The sequence below is a fragment of the Streptomyces sp. NBC_00425 genome (genome assembly GCF_036030735.1).
Taxonomy (GTDB): domain Bacteria; phylum Actinomycetota; class Actinomycetes; order Streptomycetales; family Streptomycetaceae; genus Streptomyces.
Genome location: NZ_CP107928.1, coordinates 5,507,277 through 5,523,678, shown reverse-complemented (window position 1 = coordinate 5,523,678; position 16,402 = coordinate 5,507,277). Strand labels below are relative to the sequence as shown.

The 16,402-nt window shown below is 70.6% G+C and carries 19 protein-coding genes; 10 read left to right on the top strand and 9 right to left on the bottom strand.

Annotated elements, in window-relative coordinates:
* The first annotated feature begins 82 nt into the window (after nt 1-82).
* Nucleotides 83-1,126 (top strand): fatty acid desaturase family protein, encoded by a 1,044-nt coding sequence (locus OHS82_RS23945; RefSeq protein ID WP_057578878.1) that lies wholly within the window; start codon nt 83-85, stop codon nt 1,124-1,126.
* A gap of 105 nt (nt 1,127-1,231) precedes the next feature.
* On the opposite strand, the gene OHS82_RS23940 is transcribed toward OHS82_RS23945, so the two are convergent.
* Nucleotides 1,232-1,357: a hypothetical protein gene (locus OHS82_RS23940; protein WP_328434444.1), complete on the bottom strand. Its 126-nt coding sequence runs from the start codon at nt 1,355-1,357 to the stop codon at nt 1,232-1,234.
* A gap of 5 nt (nt 1,358-1,362) precedes the next feature.
* The gene (locus OHS82_RS23935; RefSeq protein WP_328434443.1) at nt 1,363-2,559 is read right to left on the bottom strand and encodes an FAD-dependent monooxygenase; all 1,197 of its coding nucleotides are present in this window, start codon (nt 2,557-2,559) and stop codon (nt 1,363-1,365) included.
* A 64-nt stretch (nt 2,560-2,623) separates the two neighbouring features.
* Between OHS82_RS23935 and OHS82_RS23930 the strand changes: the two genes are divergently transcribed.
* Nucleotides 2,624-3,193: a TetR/AcrR family transcriptional regulator gene (locus OHS82_RS23930; RefSeq protein ID WP_328434442.1), complete on the top strand. Its 570-nt coding sequence runs from the start codon at nt 2,624-2,626 to the stop codon at nt 3,191-3,193.
* Here OHS82_RS23930 and OHS82_RS23925 read toward each other — a convergent pair.
* Nucleotides 3,156-4,343: an FAD-dependent monooxygenase gene (locus OHS82_RS23925; protein WP_057578886.1), complete on the bottom strand. Its 1,188-nt coding sequence runs from the start codon at nt 4,341-4,343 to the stop codon at nt 3,156-3,158. The two genes, OHS82_RS23930 and OHS82_RS23925, sit on opposite strands and share 38 nt — an antisense overlap.
* 127 nt (nt 4,344-4,470) lie before the next feature.
* Here OHS82_RS23925 and OHS82_RS23920 point away from each other — a divergent pair, with 127 nt between their 5' ends.
* Entirely contained in the window at nt 4,471-5,175 is a 705-nt protein-coding gene (locus tag OHS82_RS23920) for a TetR/AcrR family transcriptional regulator (protein WP_328434441.1), read from the top strand.
* A gap of 401 nt (nt 5,176-5,576) precedes the next feature.
* Here the strand turns inward: OHS82_RS23920 and OHS82_RS23915 are convergent, their stop codons facing one another.
* Entirely contained in the window at nt 5,577-5,846 is a 270-nt protein-coding gene (locus OHS82_RS23915) for a hypothetical protein (RefSeq protein WP_157876366.1), read from the bottom strand.
* A 195-nt stretch (nt 5,847-6,041) separates the two neighbouring features.
* On the opposite strand from OHS82_RS23915, the gene OHS82_RS23910 reads away from it, so the two are divergent.
* The 4 genes from OHS82_RS23910 to OHS82_RS23895 all read left to right on the top strand — a co-directional run bounded on the left by OHS82_RS23910 (nt 6,042) and on the right by OHS82_RS23895 (nt 8,151).
* Entirely contained in the window at nt 6,042-6,488 is a 447-nt protein-coding gene (locus OHS82_RS23910) for a nuclear transport factor 2 family protein (RefSeq protein ID WP_328434440.1), read from the top strand.
* A 419-nt stretch (nt 6,489-6,907) separates the two neighbouring features.
* Nucleotides 6,908-7,393, top strand: coding sequence for an SHOCT domain-containing protein (locus tag OHS82_RS23905; RefSeq protein WP_057578893.1), 486 nt, complete (start codon nt 6,908-6,910; stop codon nt 7,391-7,393).
* A gap of 108 nt (nt 7,394-7,501) precedes the next feature.
* Nucleotides 7,502-7,864, top strand: coding sequence for a hypothetical protein (locus OHS82_RS23900; protein ID WP_328434439.1), 363 nt, complete (start codon nt 7,502-7,504; stop codon nt 7,862-7,864).
* A complete protein-coding gene (locus OHS82_RS23895; protein WP_328434438.1) occupies nt 7,855-8,151 on the top strand; it encodes a hypothetical protein in 297 nt (98 codons plus the stop codon). Before OHS82_RS23900 ends, OHS82_RS23895 begins: the two co-directional genes overlap by 10 nt.
* A 130-nt stretch (nt 8,152-8,281) precedes the next feature.
* Here OHS82_RS23895 and chvE read toward each other — a convergent pair whose 3' ends face one another.
* Nucleotides 8,282-9,373, bottom strand: a complete 1,092-nt coding sequence (gene chvE / locus OHS82_RS23890; protein ID WP_057578899.1) for a multiple monosaccharide ABC transporter substrate-binding protein — start codon at nt 9,371-9,373, stop codon at nt 8,282-8,284.
* Between the two features lie 1,255 nt (nt 9,374-10,628).
* On the opposite strand from chvE, the gene OHS82_RS23885 reads away from it, so the two are divergent.
* A complete protein-coding gene (locus OHS82_RS23885) occupies nt 10,629-11,165 on the top strand; it encodes a DUF4396 domain-containing protein (protein ID WP_057578900.1) in 537 nt (178 codons plus the stop codon).
* Nucleotides 11,166-11,172: 7 nt separating this feature from the next.
* Here OHS82_RS23885 and OHS82_RS23880 read toward each other — a convergent pair whose 3' ends face one another.
* The gene (locus OHS82_RS23880; protein ID WP_057578902.1) at nt 11,173-12,366 is read right to left on the bottom strand and encodes a hypothetical protein; all 1,194 of its coding nucleotides are present in this window, start codon (nt 12,364-12,366) and stop codon (nt 11,173-11,175) included.
* 93 nt (nt 12,367-12,459) lie between these two features.
* On the opposite strand from OHS82_RS23880, the gene OHS82_RS23875 reads away from it, so the two are divergent.
* Nucleotides 12,460-13,458 (top strand): ArsR/SmtB family transcription factor, encoded by a 999-nt coding sequence (locus OHS82_RS23875; protein ID WP_328434437.1) that lies wholly within the window; start codon nt 12,460-12,462, stop codon nt 13,456-13,458.
* Between the two features lie 10 nt (nt 13,459-13,468).
* The gene (locus OHS82_RS23870) at nt 13,469-13,972 is read left to right on the top strand and encodes a glutathione peroxidase (protein WP_328434436.1); all 504 of its coding nucleotides are present in this window, start codon (nt 13,469-13,471) and stop codon (nt 13,970-13,972) included.
* A gap of 144 nt (nt 13,973-14,116) precedes the next feature.
* On the opposite strand, the gene OHS82_RS23865 is transcribed toward OHS82_RS23870, so the two are convergent.
* From OHS82_RS23865 to OHS82_RS23855, 3 genes are all read right to left on the bottom strand, one after another.
* Complete coding sequence (locus OHS82_RS23865; protein ID WP_057578908.1) at nt 14,117-14,308, bottom strand: DUF397 domain-containing protein; 192 nt, start codon at nt 14,306-14,308, stop codon at nt 14,117-14,119.
* 187 nt (nt 14,309-14,495) lie between these two features.
* Nucleotides 14,496-15,353 carry a helix-turn-helix domain-containing protein gene (locus OHS82_RS23860; protein ID WP_057578910.1) on the bottom strand — a complete coding sequence of 286 codons (858 nt, stop codon included), beginning with the start codon at nt 15,351-15,353 and terminating at the stop codon, nt 14,496-14,498.
* A gap of 240 nt (nt 15,354-15,593) precedes the next feature.
* A complete protein-coding gene (locus tag OHS82_RS23855; RefSeq protein ID WP_057578912.1) occupies nt 15,594-16,349 on the bottom strand; it encodes a GOLPH3/VPS74 family protein in 756 nt (251 codons plus the stop codon).
* Nucleotides 16,350-16,402: the final 53 nt, after the last annotated feature.

Here is a 16,402-nt window from a genome sequence, read left to right as displayed (position 1 = left end):
CATCCCCACCTGTGGCCCGGTCTCAGCAACTCCCGAGGCGGCGCCTGACCAATCTGCCTCCTTCGGAGAGAGTTTCAGCAACATGACCACCGACACCACCGTCCGCCCCCCGCCCTCGGAGACGTCCGGCAGTGACTTCGCCCGATTGTCGAGAAAGATCGCTGATGCCGGCCTGCTGAGACGCCGCCCCGGCTACTACGCCCTGCGGATCACAGTGGTGACCGCGCTCTACGTCAGCGGGTGGGCCGCCGTCGCGCTCATCGGCGACAGTTGGTGGACGCTGACGGTCGCCGGCTTCTTGGCCGTCGTCTTCGGCCAGGTCGCCCTGATCGCCCATGACGCGGCCCACCGCCAGGTGTTCCGTCGACGCCGGGCCAGCGAAGCATCCGGCCGGATCGCCGGCGCCGGCGTCGGGATGGGCTACGGATGGTGGCAGGACAAGCACACCCGCCACCACGCCAACCCCAACCACGAGGAACTCGACCCCGACCTCGACCCCGACCTGCTGGTCTGGTCCCAGGACCAGGCTCGGGCCGCCAAGGGGCTCCCCCGCCTCATCGGCCGCTGGCAGGCGTTCCTGTTCTTCCCGCTCCTCACCCTGGAGGGCTTCAACCTGCACGTGTCGAGCGTGAAGGCGCTGGCCAACCGCTCGCTCAAGCACCGAGCGCTCGACGGCACCCTGCTGTTCGCGCACTTCGCGGCATACCTGACCGTCCTCCTCTGGCTGCTGCCCCCCGGCATGGCGATCGCCTTCCTCGCCGTCCACCAGTGCCTGTTCGGCGTCTACCTCGGCTCCCTCTTCGCACCCAACCACAAGGGCATGCCGATCCTGACGGGCGATGACCACCCGGACTTCCTCCGCCGCCAGGTGCTCACCTCACGCAACGTGCGCGGCGGCCGGTTCACCGACATCGCACTGGGCGGGCTGAACCACCAGATCGAGCACCACCTGTTCCCCAGCATGCCCAGCCCCAACCTGCGCAAGGCCCGAACCATCGTCCGCCGCTACTGCGAGGAACTGGGCGTGGAGTACGTCGAGACCGGGCTGATCACCTCCTACCGGCAGGCTCTCACCAGCCTCCATCGGGCCGGGGCACCGCTCAGGCACCCCCTCGCCCCGGCCTAGAGACGCGCTGCCGCAGCCGTCGGTGCCCGTGATGCGGTGACCGACACGGCACACATCGGTCTCCAGGAGCACGGCTTATCTGGTTCTGCTTGACGCCCAGCGAGGTCACGATCGACCGCTGTGGTAGCGGACCTTGTCGTGCTCGTGACGGGCGTGGTCTTTCACGCCGTTGATGTCCGTGAACAGCACGTCGAAGAGCGAGGCGAGCCGCGGGGTGACCGGCAGCTCCACCGTGGTCAGCGCGTGTGGGGGATGTGCGGAGCCGCACTGCCGGCGTCCATGTCCGGGAGTGCGCGTCGCCTGGCGGACTGGGCGAGTTGCTCGGCGGCGGCCATGGCGCGCATCAGGGGCAGGCGGGCGAGGGTGTCGCGGACTCGGCGCCCGCCGGCAGTCTTGGGCACCATGAGGCGGACGTTGGGTCCGATCTGCTGCTTCTTGCGGACCAAGGGGTTGTGGGCGGCGTGGTAGCGCGCGAAGGCGGTCGCGTGGTCCTCGCGGTGGGCGACGATTTCCCTGGCGAGGTGATACGCCCCGACCAGGGCCAGTTCGGCGCCGGCGCCGGAGGCAGGTGAGGCGCACCAGGCGGCGTCGCCGACGAGGGCGACGCGGCCGGTGGACCAGGTGGGCATGTGGACCTGGCTGAGAGCGTCGAAGTAGAACTCCGGGTCGTCCAGCGCACCGGCGAGGAGTTCGGGCACGCGCCAGAAGGTGTCCCCACCGAACGCATCGCGGAGGAGGCGCTTGTGCTGGGCGGTGTCGCGGCGGTCGTAGGCGAGGGGCGCGGAGCGGAACATGAAGTACGCCTTGGCCTGGGCGTGGTTGCCGGAGCGGTAGACGCCGGTCATCCTGCCGGGGGTGTTGTGCATGGTGACCCGGCGGTTCTCGCCGAGCGCGGAGTCTGCGTCGGCGAAGGCGAAATAGTGGTCCTTGAAGCGGAGGAACCGCTCTTCGGGCCCGAAGGCGAGGCTGCGCACGTTCGAGTGCAGGCCGTCGGCCCCGACGACCAGCTCGAAGCGGCGCGGGGCGGCGTTCTCGAAGGTGACGCTGACACCGTTCTCGTCCTGTTCCAGGCCGCGGACCGAGTCGCCGAAGAGGTACTCGACGTCCGTATTCTCCAGCAGCAGGGCAACCAGATCACCGCGCATGATCTCGATGGCACCCGCGGTGCGGGTGTCGACGCGGGCGGTGACGCGGTCGCGGGCGTCGACGAACTTCATGCCGTGCACGTCGGCAGCCGCCGCCTGAACAGCGGGCCAGATGCCCATGCGGTCGACGACGTCCACCGCCAGGTCGCGCACGTCGACGCCGTTGCCACCCGTCCGCGGGGCGGGAGCGCGTTCTACGACGGTGGGCTGGAAGCCGTGGCGGGCCAGCCAGTGCGCGAGAGTGAGGCCGGCGATGCTGGCGCCGGAGATGAGGATGCGCTCGTTCATGGTGCCCTCCCCTAAGATAATTGGAACCGAGGTTCCAGATGATTATGTGGAAGGTGCGTTCCAGATGTCAACGCCGGGAAAGGGCGGCCTGCGGGCCGACGCGGTCCGCAACAGGCAGCTCGCGTTGGAGGCCGCCACGGAGCTATTGGCCGAGCCGGACACCGTGCTGACGGTCGAGGCGATTGCGAAGCGCGCGGACCTTGGGGCCGGAACGGTCGTACGGGCCTTCGGCGGCAAGGACGCGCTTCTCGACGCCGCCGTGGCCGAACTGCTCCAACCGATCGTCAGGCGCGCACAGGACCTCTGCGAGGGGGAGGCCCCGGATGAAGCCCTCCGCACGTTCCTCGCGGAACTCATCGACTTCCAAGCAGCACACCACGGCATCAACGACAAGCTCACGGACCTGAACCTGCCGTCCACCACAGCACGGCGCGCCGAACTGGTCGCCGCCGTCGAGGAGATGATCGGCCGCGGGCGCCGCGCCGGAGTCGTACGGTCCGACCTCGACGCCGGGCTGCTGACCACACTGGTCGGGCAGACCGCCTTCGCCATCGCACGGACCCGGCCCGCCGTGCGGGAGCTCACCGACGCCTACCTCACCGTGCTGATGGACGGCCTGCGCCCGCGGTCATAGCCCTGCGAATCCGAGCTCCCGCGGCGGCCACCGGCCATAGCCGTGTCGCCGCGTTACGGACCGCGATGCCCGTGCGGGTGACGGGGACCATGAGGGCGGAGGCGGTGGCGACGTTGTTCTGCCGGGGGTCGACGAGCTTGCGGTGCCGGGTCTCGTAGCGCGCGAACGCCGCCTCGTGGTCCGCGGGCGAGGCCGCCAGTTCCTCGGCGAGGGTGCGGGCTCCGGCCATGGCGAGGGTGGAGCCGTCGCCGAAGAGTGAGACCGATGAGGCGGCGTCGCCGAGGAGGGCGATCCGGCCGTTCGCCCAACTGCCGAGGCGAACGCGGCTGACCGAGTCGAACCACAGGTCCTCGGCGGCCCGGACCCGGTCAAGGAGTTCGGGCACGCGCCAGCCGTCGCCGGCGTAGGCATCCTTGAGTGCCCGCTTGTGCTGGTCGAGATCGCCGGGGCGGAAGTCGGCGATGCCCGGGTGGCGGAAGATGAACGCGGCCAGCGCGCGGCCGTGCACGGGATGCAGGGAGGCCATCCGGCCGGGTGCGTTATGGAGGACGACGTCCGTGGGGCTGTCGGCCGGGCCGTCCAGCGACATGGTCGCCACGTACAGGCCCATGTGCTGGACGAAGTCGACCTCCGGGCCGAAGGCGAGGCGGCGGGTCGTCGAGTGCAGTCCGTCCGCGCCGATGACCAGGTCGAAGCGGCGCGGTGCGGCGTCGGCGATCGTGACGTCCACGCCGCCGCCGTCCTGGTGGAGCGCGGTGACCGTGTCACCGAACAGGATCTCGGCGGAGTCGCTGCTCGCCTCCAGGAGGATGCGCGCGAGATCGCTGCGGGTCACCTCCACCTCGCCGCTGTCCGCGGCCCGCTGCAGGGCCCGCGTGTTCACCCGGCCCAGCTGGCGGCCCGAGTCGCTGACGAAGCTGAGCGCGGTGACGTGGGTGGCGACCTCGCGCAACCGCGGCATGACGCCCATGAGTTCGGCCACCTTGACGGCCGGTCCGCGTACATCCACCGGGTTGCCGCTGGAGCGCAGGGCGTCCGTGCGCTCGACGATCGTGGGCCGGAACCCGTGCCGGGCCAGCCAGAAGGCCAGCGTCGTCCCGGCGATCCCAGCGCCGGAGATCAGAACCGTCGGGTGGGGCGCGCTACTCATCGTTCACTCCCGTCACAGGCCGTCCGCCGGGGGGGTCCGGCGGCTGACGGCGTGACCATATGACGAATTTCGAAAGTTGGTCAACAACTTTGTGACTGAATTGCAGATCTGGTCATATGCTTGCCTCGTGACCACATCCACCGGACGACTCCGCGACCCGCAGCAGCGCGCCGAGCGCGCCGCCCGGATCCTCGACACCGCCGCCGACCTCCTGCTCCGCCACGGCTACCGCAAGGTGTCCATCGACGACGTGGCCGCCGGCGCCGGGATCGGCAAGGGCACCGTCTACCTGCACTGGAAGACCCGCGAGCAGCTGTTCTCCGCTGTCTTCGCACGCGAGGTCCTCGCGGCGACCGGCGAACTGCGCGACGCGCTGGCGCGGGATCCGTCGACTTGCCTGCTCCATCGCTTCGCCCGCACGTACTTCCTGGCCGTCATCGACCGCCCCTTGCTGCGTGGCTTCCTTCTGACCGACCCCGATCTGCTCGGCAAGCTGACCAGCGCACCGGACACCGCCCGGGACGAGCGGCACGCCGGCGTGGCACTCGGCTACTTCGAGCTGCTCGCCCGGCACGGCCTGCTGCGCGAGGGCATGAGCGTCGAGGAGGTCGGCTACGCCTACCAGGCCACCTTCGAAGGGTTCCTGCGTGCAGAGGACGGCGCCGACGGCCGTGAATCGCGCGCGGACCTGCTGGCCTGCGTCGTCGAGCGCTCGCTGGTGAGGCAGGAGCGTCCCGAGGAGTCCGTGATGGGCGAGGTCGCCTCCGCGACCGTCGCCCTGCTTGACGGCCTCGTCGACGCCGACCGCGAGGAGTTCGGGATACCGGCGTGACCGCGCCCGCCAAGGCGTCAAGGCCCCGCATGCGTGAGCGGACGGCGGAACAGCATGGCGAATTCCCGGGGCCTTTGACATCCACTTCTGCCATCACCGCGGGCGGTCAGCCACGACGGATCTCCGTCACGACGCGGGGTGCGACTCCGGCCGCCGTGAGGAGGGTGGCCGTGCCGTGCCGTGCCTTGCATCGTGCATCGTGCAGCCGGATGACGGGGGCCGGCGGACTCGGCGACACGGGTGGAGGAGCACCGCCGGAGCGTCCAACTGCCGCCGCACACATCGGGCTTCAGGCATGCCCCCGCTCCCGGGGAAGCGAGCTCAAACCACCCCCGCTCCAGGTGTGTCGGTCGGCGGCAGGCGGAACGGGAGCCGGGGTGAGTGGTGGGTGAGGGAGAGGATCAGCCCTGCCGCGGTTCCCAGTCGGCCACGTCGGACAACCAGAAGCCGAACAGCATCACGACAACGCCGCACACTTTCACCGCCGAGCCGAGGTGCGGCGTGCTGGACACGGAATCGCCAACCAGCTGGATGACGAGTCCGGCAGCCACGGTCAGCTGTGCCCAACCGAACGTGACCGGACGGCGGACGCTGCTGCGGTACCAGGTCGGCAGCCAGCCCCCACCAAGTGTGGCGATTCCCCCGACGAGCAAGACCGTCGCGGCGACCACCTCAACACACTGCCAAAACATGATCGGCCTCCACTTCGGAGCGGGATCCTGGCACACTCCCTGCGAGTTGCCCAGCCGACCGCACGCAGCCCACAACGCACGTGCCGATCCCGTGCCCGTTCAACCGGGCAGCAGCGGAGTCGGTCGTCGGCGGGCAGGCGAGAGTGCCGAGGACAGCTGGGTCATGATGATCCGATGAGCATGGACACGGACGGCGTGGCTGAGGCGATCGCGCGCGAGTTGCAACTGATGAGTCCCGGCGTCCGGACATCGAGGGCACTCGCGGATCAGTTTCTCGATCCGGAATTCGTCGAGGTGGGTGCCTCGGGGCGCAGGTGGAGCCGTGAGGCGATGCTCTCTGCGATGCCGGAGATGCAGGGTGCGGACGAGGATGGTCCGACTTATGAACCCACGGGCATGACCGGCACCGTCCTGGCACCCGGGTTGGTGCATCTCACGTTCGAAACCACGCTCGATGGACGGCGAGCGCGGAGAAGTTCGATCTGGCGGAAGTTGGATGACGCTTCTGGTTGGCGGATGTACTACCACCAGGCCACTCCTGTTCCAGGCGAACAGACACGGGCTGGTGATCGCCGGGCTGGTGGAGCCGTGCTGTCCGTCAAGAACACCCCGAGTGTCTGACGCCGACGCCTGACACCGACAACCGCGTACACCTCCGATCGACACCGAATCACACGGGACGACCTCGGCCGGGCTCGTGCCGCACAGGTGTGCGTCCGTGCGATTCGGTGCTACGTCCTGCGGGCATGATTGCCGTCTGTTCCGGGACAAGTGTCCGGAGCGGGCGCTACATGGCGTTCGGAAGCAGCATCGTCATGCATCAGCCGAGAACGATGTTCGCCCAGCATCCGACGTCCGCACTTCGGATTTCGGATTTCGGATTTCGGACGTCGGGCTTCGGGCCGTGGGCCCCCGGTGTCGGGGGGGGCAGGATCACCCGCGTCGGGTGAGGCCGCGGCGCCTTCGGCGTGCGCACGCTGGAGGCGGGCACCGGACCGGATGCCCGGGCCGCCGGGCGGACGCCCGGAACGGAGGGCGACATGAGCGACATCGGTCAGCACAGCGCGCAGAACTATCTCGCGTACGACTTTCCCCTGCTGAGCGTCTTCTGGAGTGTGCTCTGGCTCTCCCTGTGGGTCATGTGGTTCGTCCTGCTCTTCCGGATCATCGGCGACATCTTCCGCGACGACGACCTGGGCGGCTGGGCGAAAGCCGGCTGGCTGGCGCTCTGTATCGTCCTGCCCTTCCTGGGCGTGTTCGTCTACGTGATGGCCCGCGGCAGGAACATGGGCCGCCGGGAGATCGCGCAGGCGCGTGCGCAGCAGGAGGACTTCAACGCCTACGTCAGGCAGGCCGCGGCCGGCGGCGGGTCCGGCAGCGTCGACGAGCTCGCCCGGCTGTCCGAGATCCGCGCCCGCGGCGACATCACGGACGAGGAGTTCCGCAGGGCCAAGGAACTGGTCCTGAGCGGTCACGGACCGGCGGAGCACCCGGGCTCCGCCACCCTCCCCGCCTCCGGCCGCTGAGCGTCGGGCCGACGACGCTGCCGACGCGGGCGACACCGGGGGCGGACGCGGACGCGTTCTGGGAGCGCGAGAGAAGGGCCGGCGAGCGGGACGACGAAAGGGCGGCAGGTGGGACGACACGTCGGGCACACCGACGGGCCCGGAGCGGCAGGGTCCGGGAGCGTACGCGCGGGCGGTCCCGGAGGCGGCGCCGGATGGGCCCGCCTCGCCCTGCTGGCCCTGCTGGCCCTGCTGGGCAGCATCCTGGTGCCGCTCGTCGCCGCCGGTCTGCGGAGCGCCCTCTGGTTCCTGGTCGGCCTCGCCGGGCTGGCGCTCGCCCGTCGTCGGCGTGTGGTGGGCGCTGGCGCACACCGGCGCAGACAGCGGCTGGACTCGGGCGAGCTGGGCGTGGTGGGCGTGCGGGTCGACAACGCCGCCGACGCGGCGAGCCTGGTGCGCGGTCCGCACGCGCGCCGGGATTCATGCGGCTGAGTGCGAAGGAAGTCGTCGTCGAAGGCGACTCGGCGACCCTGCCGGTCGGCATCGACGGGGAGCACACGGTGCTGACGTCACCCGTCGTGTGCCGCAGCGCGCCGGGATCGCTGCGGGTCCGCGTGCCACGCCGTCGCCCCGGCGGGGCCGGCACGACCGCCGCGTCGGTGAACTGGCCGCGCGCGGCCCGCCTGGCGCTCGGTCGTGCCCGTCCCCGGTCTCTCGCGGCCCGTCACGCCCGTCCCCCTGGCTCGTCCCCCGCCGGCCCGTTCGACGACAGCCGCTGACTTCGGCCGCCGGTCGTCGACGACCCGACCACCGACCACCGACCACCGACCGCCGACCGCCGACCACCAGGTGGGCCGGAAGGGGGCTGCCGGCTCGCGCCCGGGCCGGCAGGACGTCCGCCCCGTACCGCTACTTGAGTTCGGCGGCGGTGTAGTAACCGCCCGCGACCAGCACGTAGTTGTAGTTGTCCTTGTCCACGCTGGTCGGCTGCAGCAGGTAGGCGGACACGGCCTTGACGCCGTTCTTGTAGCCCAGGCGGTTGTTCACCTTCGGCGTCTTGCCGGTGAGGATGTCGTTGGCCATGTCGGCTGCCGCGGAGGCGAGTTGGCGGACGTCCTTGTACACGGTCTGCGACTGCTCGCCCGCGATGATCGACTTGACCGACGCCAGCTCGGCGTCCTGGCCGGTGATGATCGGCAGGGGCTTGCTGTTGGAGCCGTAACCGTCCGTCTTCAGCGCGTTCAGGACGCCGATGGAGATGCCGTCGTACGGCGACAGGACCGCGTCGACCTTCTTGCCCCCGTAGGAGTCGGAGAGGATGCCGTTCATGCGCTTCTGCGCGGTGGGGCCGTCCCAGCGCAGGGTGGTGACCTCCTTGAGCGCGGTCTGGCCGGACCGGACGATCAACTGCTTGTTGTCCAGGTACGGCTGCAGAAGGTGCATCGCACCCTCGAAGAAGTACTGGGTGTTGTTGTCGTCGGGAGAACCGGCGAAAAGCTCGATGTTGAACGGTCCCTTTCCGTCCTCCAGGCCGAGCTTGTCGATGATGTAAAGCGCCTGCAGCCGGCCGACCTGCTCGTTGTCGAAGGAGACGTAGTAGTCGACGTTGGCGGTGCCGAGGATGAGCCGGTCGTAGGAGATCACCGGTATTTTCGCGGCGGCGGCCTGTTCGAGCACGCCGTTCAGCGACTTGTTGTCGATGGCCGCGATGATCAGTGCGTCCACGCCCTGCTTGATCAGGGCCTCGATCTGGGAGACCTGCGTCTTGGGGTTGTCCTGCCCGTAGACCAGCTGGGTCTGGTACCCGTAGCCCTTCAGGTCCTTGACGACGCTCTTGCCGTCGGTCAGCCAGCGCTCGGAGGCCTGGGTCGGCATCGCGATGCCGATGGTGCCGCCCTTGGACTTCTCCCCGCTGCTGCTGGTCTCGCCACAGGCGGACAGGGTGAGGGACAGGGAGGCGACTCCCGTGAGGGCGGCGAGGAAGGCTCTTCGGTTGCGCATGGATCGTTCCTAGTTTCTCGTCGTTGAGGGGGGTGGGTGACGGAGTGTCAGCCGTCGGTGGGGAACAAGCGGTGGGGCGGCGGTGGGGCCGGAGAACGGTCGGCGAGCGGGTCGCGCACGGGTCGCACGCGCCGCACCCGGTCCCGATCCCGCACCCGGTCCACGCGCCCCCGGTCCGGGGGGTGTGCGGGAACGGGTTGCACGGCGGGGGCGCGGCACGGGCGGGCGCCGGGCGCGCGCCCGGCCCGGCCGGGGCGGCGGGCGGAGGGACTTCCGGTGGCGCGGTGCGGCGCGGGCGGGGTGATCGCCGTCCTCGCGGACGCACGCCGCCGCCGAGGTCGTCGGGGTTCGCGGTGCGTCGGATCCCCCAGCCGTGAACGGTCGGCGGATTGCGCAGAAGTCGACCGAAGGGCATGCGGGGCATGAGGAGCGAGAGGTGCGTCAGGGGCCTGACGTGCGCGAGGGGCACGAACGGGGAGGGGAGCGCGAGGGGCGGATCGCCCGGCGGGTCGCGGGAGTCGAATTTCGGACGCCCCGGTGGCCCGCAGTTCGCCGAAAGGTGTCCCGGCGCGGCCCCGCACGCGGATTTCGCCCACTCCAGTCACCGGTTTGCCGATACGCACCTGTAAATACATCAGGCTGGGCCACCGGTTTCCGGTCACGGGTGTGCTGACTCCGGTGATGCGCAGGGCACTTGCCTCTCAGCCGTTCGAAATCTCGTCACCTGGTCAGAATGCTGGCGCGACCTTAAAAGGGGGTGCGCAAGGTGTCAACGGGACGAACGAAACCGTTTTCTGAAGGTGTTTAAAATCGCTTTCGGTCGCCCGTAGAGCTGCCGGAAGATGGCATTCCGGGGACGAAGGGCGATGCCCCCGCCCTGACCGGGAGCGGTCCCGTCAGGCCGCCGCGCGGTCCTGGGCGGCGCCGTCGCGCCGGAAGGCCCAGTCCGCCCTCGGTTCCATCGCCCGGCGCAGGGCCCGTCGCCCGGGCCGGGTGCACAGCAGTGTCACGGTCACAGCCGCAACGAGGGTGACGAGGAGGAGGCCGAGCGGCCGGTGGACCGGGAACCGGTCACCCGGTCACCCGGTCACCCGGTCACCCGGTCACCCGGTCACCCGGTCACCCGCAACCATGGTGCAGACCCCGAGCAGACGTCGGTCGGACGTCGGGTCGGACGTCGGTCGGACGTCGAGCACCGCGACACGAGTGCGCGCCACGGCTTGCCCGAGATACCCCCCAGGGGTATACAGGAGTCATGCCTCAGGACAAGCGCGCCGAGCACGACCAGCACCACCGGCCCGATCAACACCACCGACCCGACCACTCGCCCCGGTCCGAGCAGCACCGCGGCCACGCCTCCTGGGCCATGGCCGTGACGGCGACGCTGCACTGCCTGACCGGGTGCGCCGTCGGCGAGATCCTCGGCATGGTCATCGGCACCGCCCTCGGCTGGGGCAACGTGCCGACCATGGTCGTCGCGATCCTGCTCGCGTTCCTGTTCGGCTACTCCCTCACCCTGCTCTCGGTGCGCAGGGCGGGCCTGGACCTCCGGGCCGCCGTCAAGGTGGCCCTGGCCGCCGACACCGTCTCGATCGCCGTGATGGAGCTGGTCGACAACGCCATCGTCGCCTTCACTCCGGGCGCGATGGACGCCCAGCTGTCGGACGGGCTGTTCTGGGCGACCCTCCTCGGCGGCTTCGCGGTGGCCTTCCTGATCACGACGCCGGTGAACAGGTGGATGATCGCCCGCGGCAAGGGCCACGCCGTCGCCCACACCCACGCCCACGGCTGAGGCGCGATCATCGCTCGGCGGGGCCCGTGCGTGCCGTGAGCCGTTCGCCGGCTCGTCCCGCGGAGTGCAGCGCCAGGGTCACCGCGATCGACGTCAGCGCCGTCGCCGTCATCGCCGTGGCCGGTGAGGTGAGTTGGGCCGCCGTGCCGGCCAGGGCCGCGCCCACGCCCTGCATGGTGAGCATCCCGGACGAGTGCAGCCCCAGGGCGTGGCCGCTGAGTTCGGGCGGGGTGAGCGCCATCAGCCGTTCCTGCTGGACCAGGCTCGCGCCGAAGCCGACGGAGGCGAGGGCGGCGCAGGCGCCGGCGAGGGGAAGCGCGGGATGCAGGGCGAACAGGGCGTAGGGCGCGGCCAGCAGGAGCAGCAGCGGGGTCGCCAGCCGGGTGCGCACCGCCGGCGGGACGAGCCTGCCGATCGCCACGTCGCCCACCAGCATCCCCAGCGCCGCGCAGGCGAACAGGGTGCCCGCCGCGCCGGGGGCGTACGGCACGAACAGGGCCTCGCAGCCGACGACCAGACCGTTGGGCACCCACAGCCCGAGGTAGGTGAGGCGGCGGGGGCGGGAGGACCACAGGACGGCGTTGGTGCGCCGGGTCACGGCGGCGGAGGGGCGGCCGGCGGCGCGCGGTGGGCGGGCGGTCAGCCCCAGCCGGGCGACCGCGGCGGCGACGGCGTAGAGCAGGGCGGCGAGCAGCAGGGTCCGGCGTGCGGAGAGGACCGCCACCAGGACGCCGCCGGCCGCGTATCCGGCGATCTGCATCAGCCCGTGCGCGATGTTGAACAGCGAACGCCCGGGCAGATAGCCGTCCTTGGTGAGGATCTCGTTCAGCAGTCCCCAGCGGACCCCGCCGCCGAGCGAGGCGATCAGTCCCTGCAGCAGGACGACCGCGAAGACGCCGTGGACGGGCAGGCCCGGGGCGGCCAGGACGACCGTGGTGACGGCGAAGCCGAGTGAGATCCCCGTCAGCGCCGCCCTCGGGGGCAGCCGGTCGGAGCCGGAGAGGAGCAGGGTCGCGCCCAGCACCTGGACGAGCGAGGGTCCGAACATGCTCATCGCCGAGAGCAGCGGTGAGTCGGTGGCCCGGTAGACCAGCGTGCCGAGCGCCGGCCCGCCCACCGTCGAGGCGGCGGTGTGCGCGGCGGAGGAGAGGAAGAGGGGCGTGAACTCGGGGGTGTGGAACAGCGGTCGGTAGCGAGGCATGCGCGGAGTCTCGGACGGCGCCCGGCGGGCCGGTTATTGTTTCGCGGTCGTGCGAAAGGTCGTGCGCAGGGTCGTCCAGGACGGAGGGGTCACGTGGGCTGGTGGCAGGTGAACGCGGACACCCTGGCGGGCAGCCGGTTCGTGATCTCGCCGCTCACCGAGACCTTCGCGAGTCTGAAGCTGCTGCACGCGGGGGTGGGGGACCATCCCGGTGAGCGGGAGTGGCTGCGCGCCCACCTCCCCGGCTACCGGGCCGCGCTGGCCGCCGACCCGGTGACGGCGCTGCTGGTGCGGACGGGGCTCGGGAGGAGCTGGATCGCCGACTTCCTCACGCCGACGCCGAGGGACGGCGAGAGCTTCGAGGAGGGCGTGGCCCGGGTGCGGTCGGCCGGCCCGGCGGAGGCCCGGGCCCATCTGCGGACGTCGCTGGGCGGGCCGCTGCCCGCCGCCCTGGACCGGGACGACCTGCCCGAGCGGGCGGCCACGCTGCTGGAACACGTGTGGGAGACGGACGTGCGGCCGGACTGGGAGCGCCGTCGGCGCGTCCTGGAGGCGGACGTCGTCGCGCGGACGGCGCAGGTCAGCCGGGGCGGCTGGGCGGCCGTGCTGGACTCGTTGCGGCCGGGGACGCGCTGGCTCGGCGAGAGCCGCTTCCAGGTGAACCTGCACGAGTATCCGCCCCGGGAGATCTCCGGGGCGGAGCTGCTGTTCGTGCCGGTCACGCCGAAGGCCGGCTGGGTGTCGTGGGAGGGACGGGAGCGGTACGCCGTCGTCTACCCGTGCACCGGCGTGCTCGCCGAGGACCGCCGCGGCCGCGCGCGTGCGGCGCCCGCCGCGCTCGGTGCGCTGCTGGGTCCGGGCCGCGCCGCGGTGCTGGTGCTGCTCGCCGGCCCGCTGAGCACCACCCAGCTGGTCGCCCTGACCGGCCAGGGCCTCGGTTCCGTGGGCCGCCATCTGCGGGTGCTGCTGGACGCGGGCCTGGTGCGGCGGCGGCGCGCGGGGCGGTCGGTGCTGTACTCGCGGACGGCGGCCGGAGACGCCCTGGCGGAGGCGGCCGGGGCGACCGGGGCCGACGGCGGTGCCCGGAGTTAGCATCCGGAGCATGACTACTGATGCCAATACCTCTCCCCTCGACGTCCAGATCGACGCCCTCAAGGGCGGCTCCGCGGAGCTCTCGCAGTACACGGGCCAGGTCGTGCTGGTGGTGAACGTGGCCTCCAAGTGCGGTCTCACCCCGCAGTACACCGGCCTGGAGCGGCTGCAGGAGCGGTACGCCGGGCAGGGCTTCACCGTCCTCGGCGTGCCCTGCAACCAGTTCCTCGGGCAGGAGCCCGGCAGCGCCGAGGAGATCGCGGAGTTCTGCTCGGCGACCTACGGCGTGAGCTTCCCGCTGACCGAGAAGGTCGAGGTCAACGGGGACGGCCGGCACCCGCTGTACGAGCGGCTGGTCGGGTTCGCGGACGGCGAGGGCCACACCGGCGACGTCCGCTGGAACTTCGAGAAGTTCCTGATCGGCCGGGACGGCTCCGTCGTCGCCCGTTTCTCCCCGCAGACCGAGCCGGAGGCCCCCGAGGTGGTCGCGGCGATCGAGAGCCGCCTGGGCTGAGCAGGCGGCTGGGCGGCCGGGCGGCGCCGCCCGGGCACGCGACGGGCCCCCTCGGCTAGGACGGCGATCTGGACGAGAGGGCCCGTGGGTGGTTCTTCTGCAGTTGTGTTCGGTATCCGGCTGAGGGTCAGGAAGTCCTCCGCCCTACGCCTTGACCGACGCCACGAAGTCGCTCCACGCGTCGGCGGGGAAGACCAGGGTCGGACCGTCCTGGACCTTGGAGTCACGGACGAGCAGGGCCTGTACGGCCGGCGACTTGACCTCGACGCACGCACCGTTGCCCGTGGAGTAGGAGGACTTGGTCCACGTGTGCGCGCTGCCCTGACGAATTGCCATTTTTGCTCCGGAGTGCAGTTGTTGAGTTGCTGTCTTCACGCCAACCTTGTTGCTTGATGGCGTGATCGACGCTACTCGCCAACATCGACTGACGAAGCGACTATTCACTCGACCGGATGACATATTCCAGTGGAAACTTCCATACCGGTGGGGTTAACGCGTATCATGCGCCACTTCCCGCCGGACCTCATCGCACATAGCCCTTGGCGATGTCGGCGATGAACTGGCGGGACTGTTCCACGTTCAGGGCCTGGGCGCGCAGGTGCTCGTACATCACGCTGTACTTCTGCACGTCGTTCGGCTTCTCCAGATAGAGGTCGCTGGTGACGCCCTCGATGTAGACGACGCTGGAGTCGGCCGTGTCCGGGAACTCGAGGATCGCGTACTGGCCGTTGAGGCCCGGATGCGCGCCCATCTCGAACGGGATCACCTGGACCGTCACATGCGGCAACTGGGACTGCTCGACGAGGTGTTCCAGCTGGGCCCGCATCAACTCACGGCCGCCGACGACGCGCCGGAGCGCCGACTCGTCCATGACGCTCCACAGCCGCAGCGGGTTCTCGCCCGACGAGACCCGCTCCTGCCGGCGCATGCGCACCTGCACCCGCTTGTCGATCTCCGTCTGCGCGGTCTCCGGCAGCGCGCCCGAGATCAGCGCCTCCGCGTACTGACGGGTCTGCAGCAGCCCGGGCACCACCTGCGGGTCGTACACGCGCAGGCTCGCCGCGTCCGTCTCCAGGCCGATGTAGACGCTGTACGGGACATCGCCGAAGGCGTGCCACCAGCCCTGCTGTCGGGAGTCCTTGGCCATCTCCATCAGCGAGTCGACCATCCGCTGGTCCTCGACCTCGTACACCCCGCACAGGTCGCGGACGTCGCGCTGGCTGATGCTGCGCCGGCCGTTCTCCAGCCGGCTGATCTTCGACTGGGACACCAGCAGGCGCTCGGCCACCTCTTCGGCCGTCATGCCCTTGAGCTCACGGAGCCGGCGCAGCTCCTGGCCCAACCGGCGTCGTCTGACGGTGGGATTGACATTGGACGCCACGGGACGTGCACCTCCGGCTGCGTGTCTGTCTCAAACACTTTGCGTATCTGCTGTTCAGCAGACTGCCACCAAGGCGCTTCGCACCGCTAGAAAACGGTGGATATGCGGCTGCTGCGCGCCAGTTCGGGCGGGACCCCCCAAGGGTTCCCGACGGCTCCCGACACACGTCCGCGCGGGGCGGCAGATGCACCGCCCCGCGCGGGCCGCGTCGGCTCCCGAACAGGTCTCAGGTCTGACGGCTCAGAGGGCCACCACACGCGCCATGGGGTTGCGGTGCGGCTGCGCCGGAACGCCACGGGCGGGTTCCGGAGCGGGCCTGGCTCCCGGTCCGGCCTGCCGGCCGGGGGGCGCCTGGTTGCGGCGCGGCTGTGCCGCCGCGCCGTTCTGGACGTCCATCACGGCGTGCGCCACGAGGCCGCCCATGGGGTCGTGCCTGATCAGGTCCCGCAACCGGGATCGGGACGAGCGTCCCTCGTTACCCGGGTACAGGTGTTTGCCGAGGCCGACCGCATGCGCCAGGGCGGCGAGCGCCGCGGTCCGCGGGTCCGGCGGAACGCCGGTGCGGATCGCGGAGTCCAGCCGGGCCTTGATCTCCCGGCTGATGTCGGTGTCCGTCGCCTGGTAGCGAGTCGTCGGCAGCACTCCGCACATCTGGCCCGCCACGGCATGCACCATGCCGCACCGCTCCAGATGCGAGAGGTAGATCTGGCGCAGCCCGAGACGCGGCCCGCCGATCCAGTGGACAGCCCGTACGGGAGCGCCACGCCTTCGCAGCAACTCCAACGCGCAGTCCAGCGTTGGGTCTCCAGTCGGCCGTGGGGACACCACGGCGATACGATCCCCGTCAGGGGCTATCCGCCCGGCCAGCGCCAGCTCCACTAGCTGTGCTCCGGCCAGACCAAGGTCGAGCGACTGCGGCTGTGCGGTGGTACCCGTGGTCGGGTCCAACGCCAGCAGAAGAAGCTCTTCCGGAATCGTTCTGCGGCTCCTGCCCATCCATGCCTCCCCGCGTGGATGAATGACAGGGTGACCCCTCTCACATTCATCTG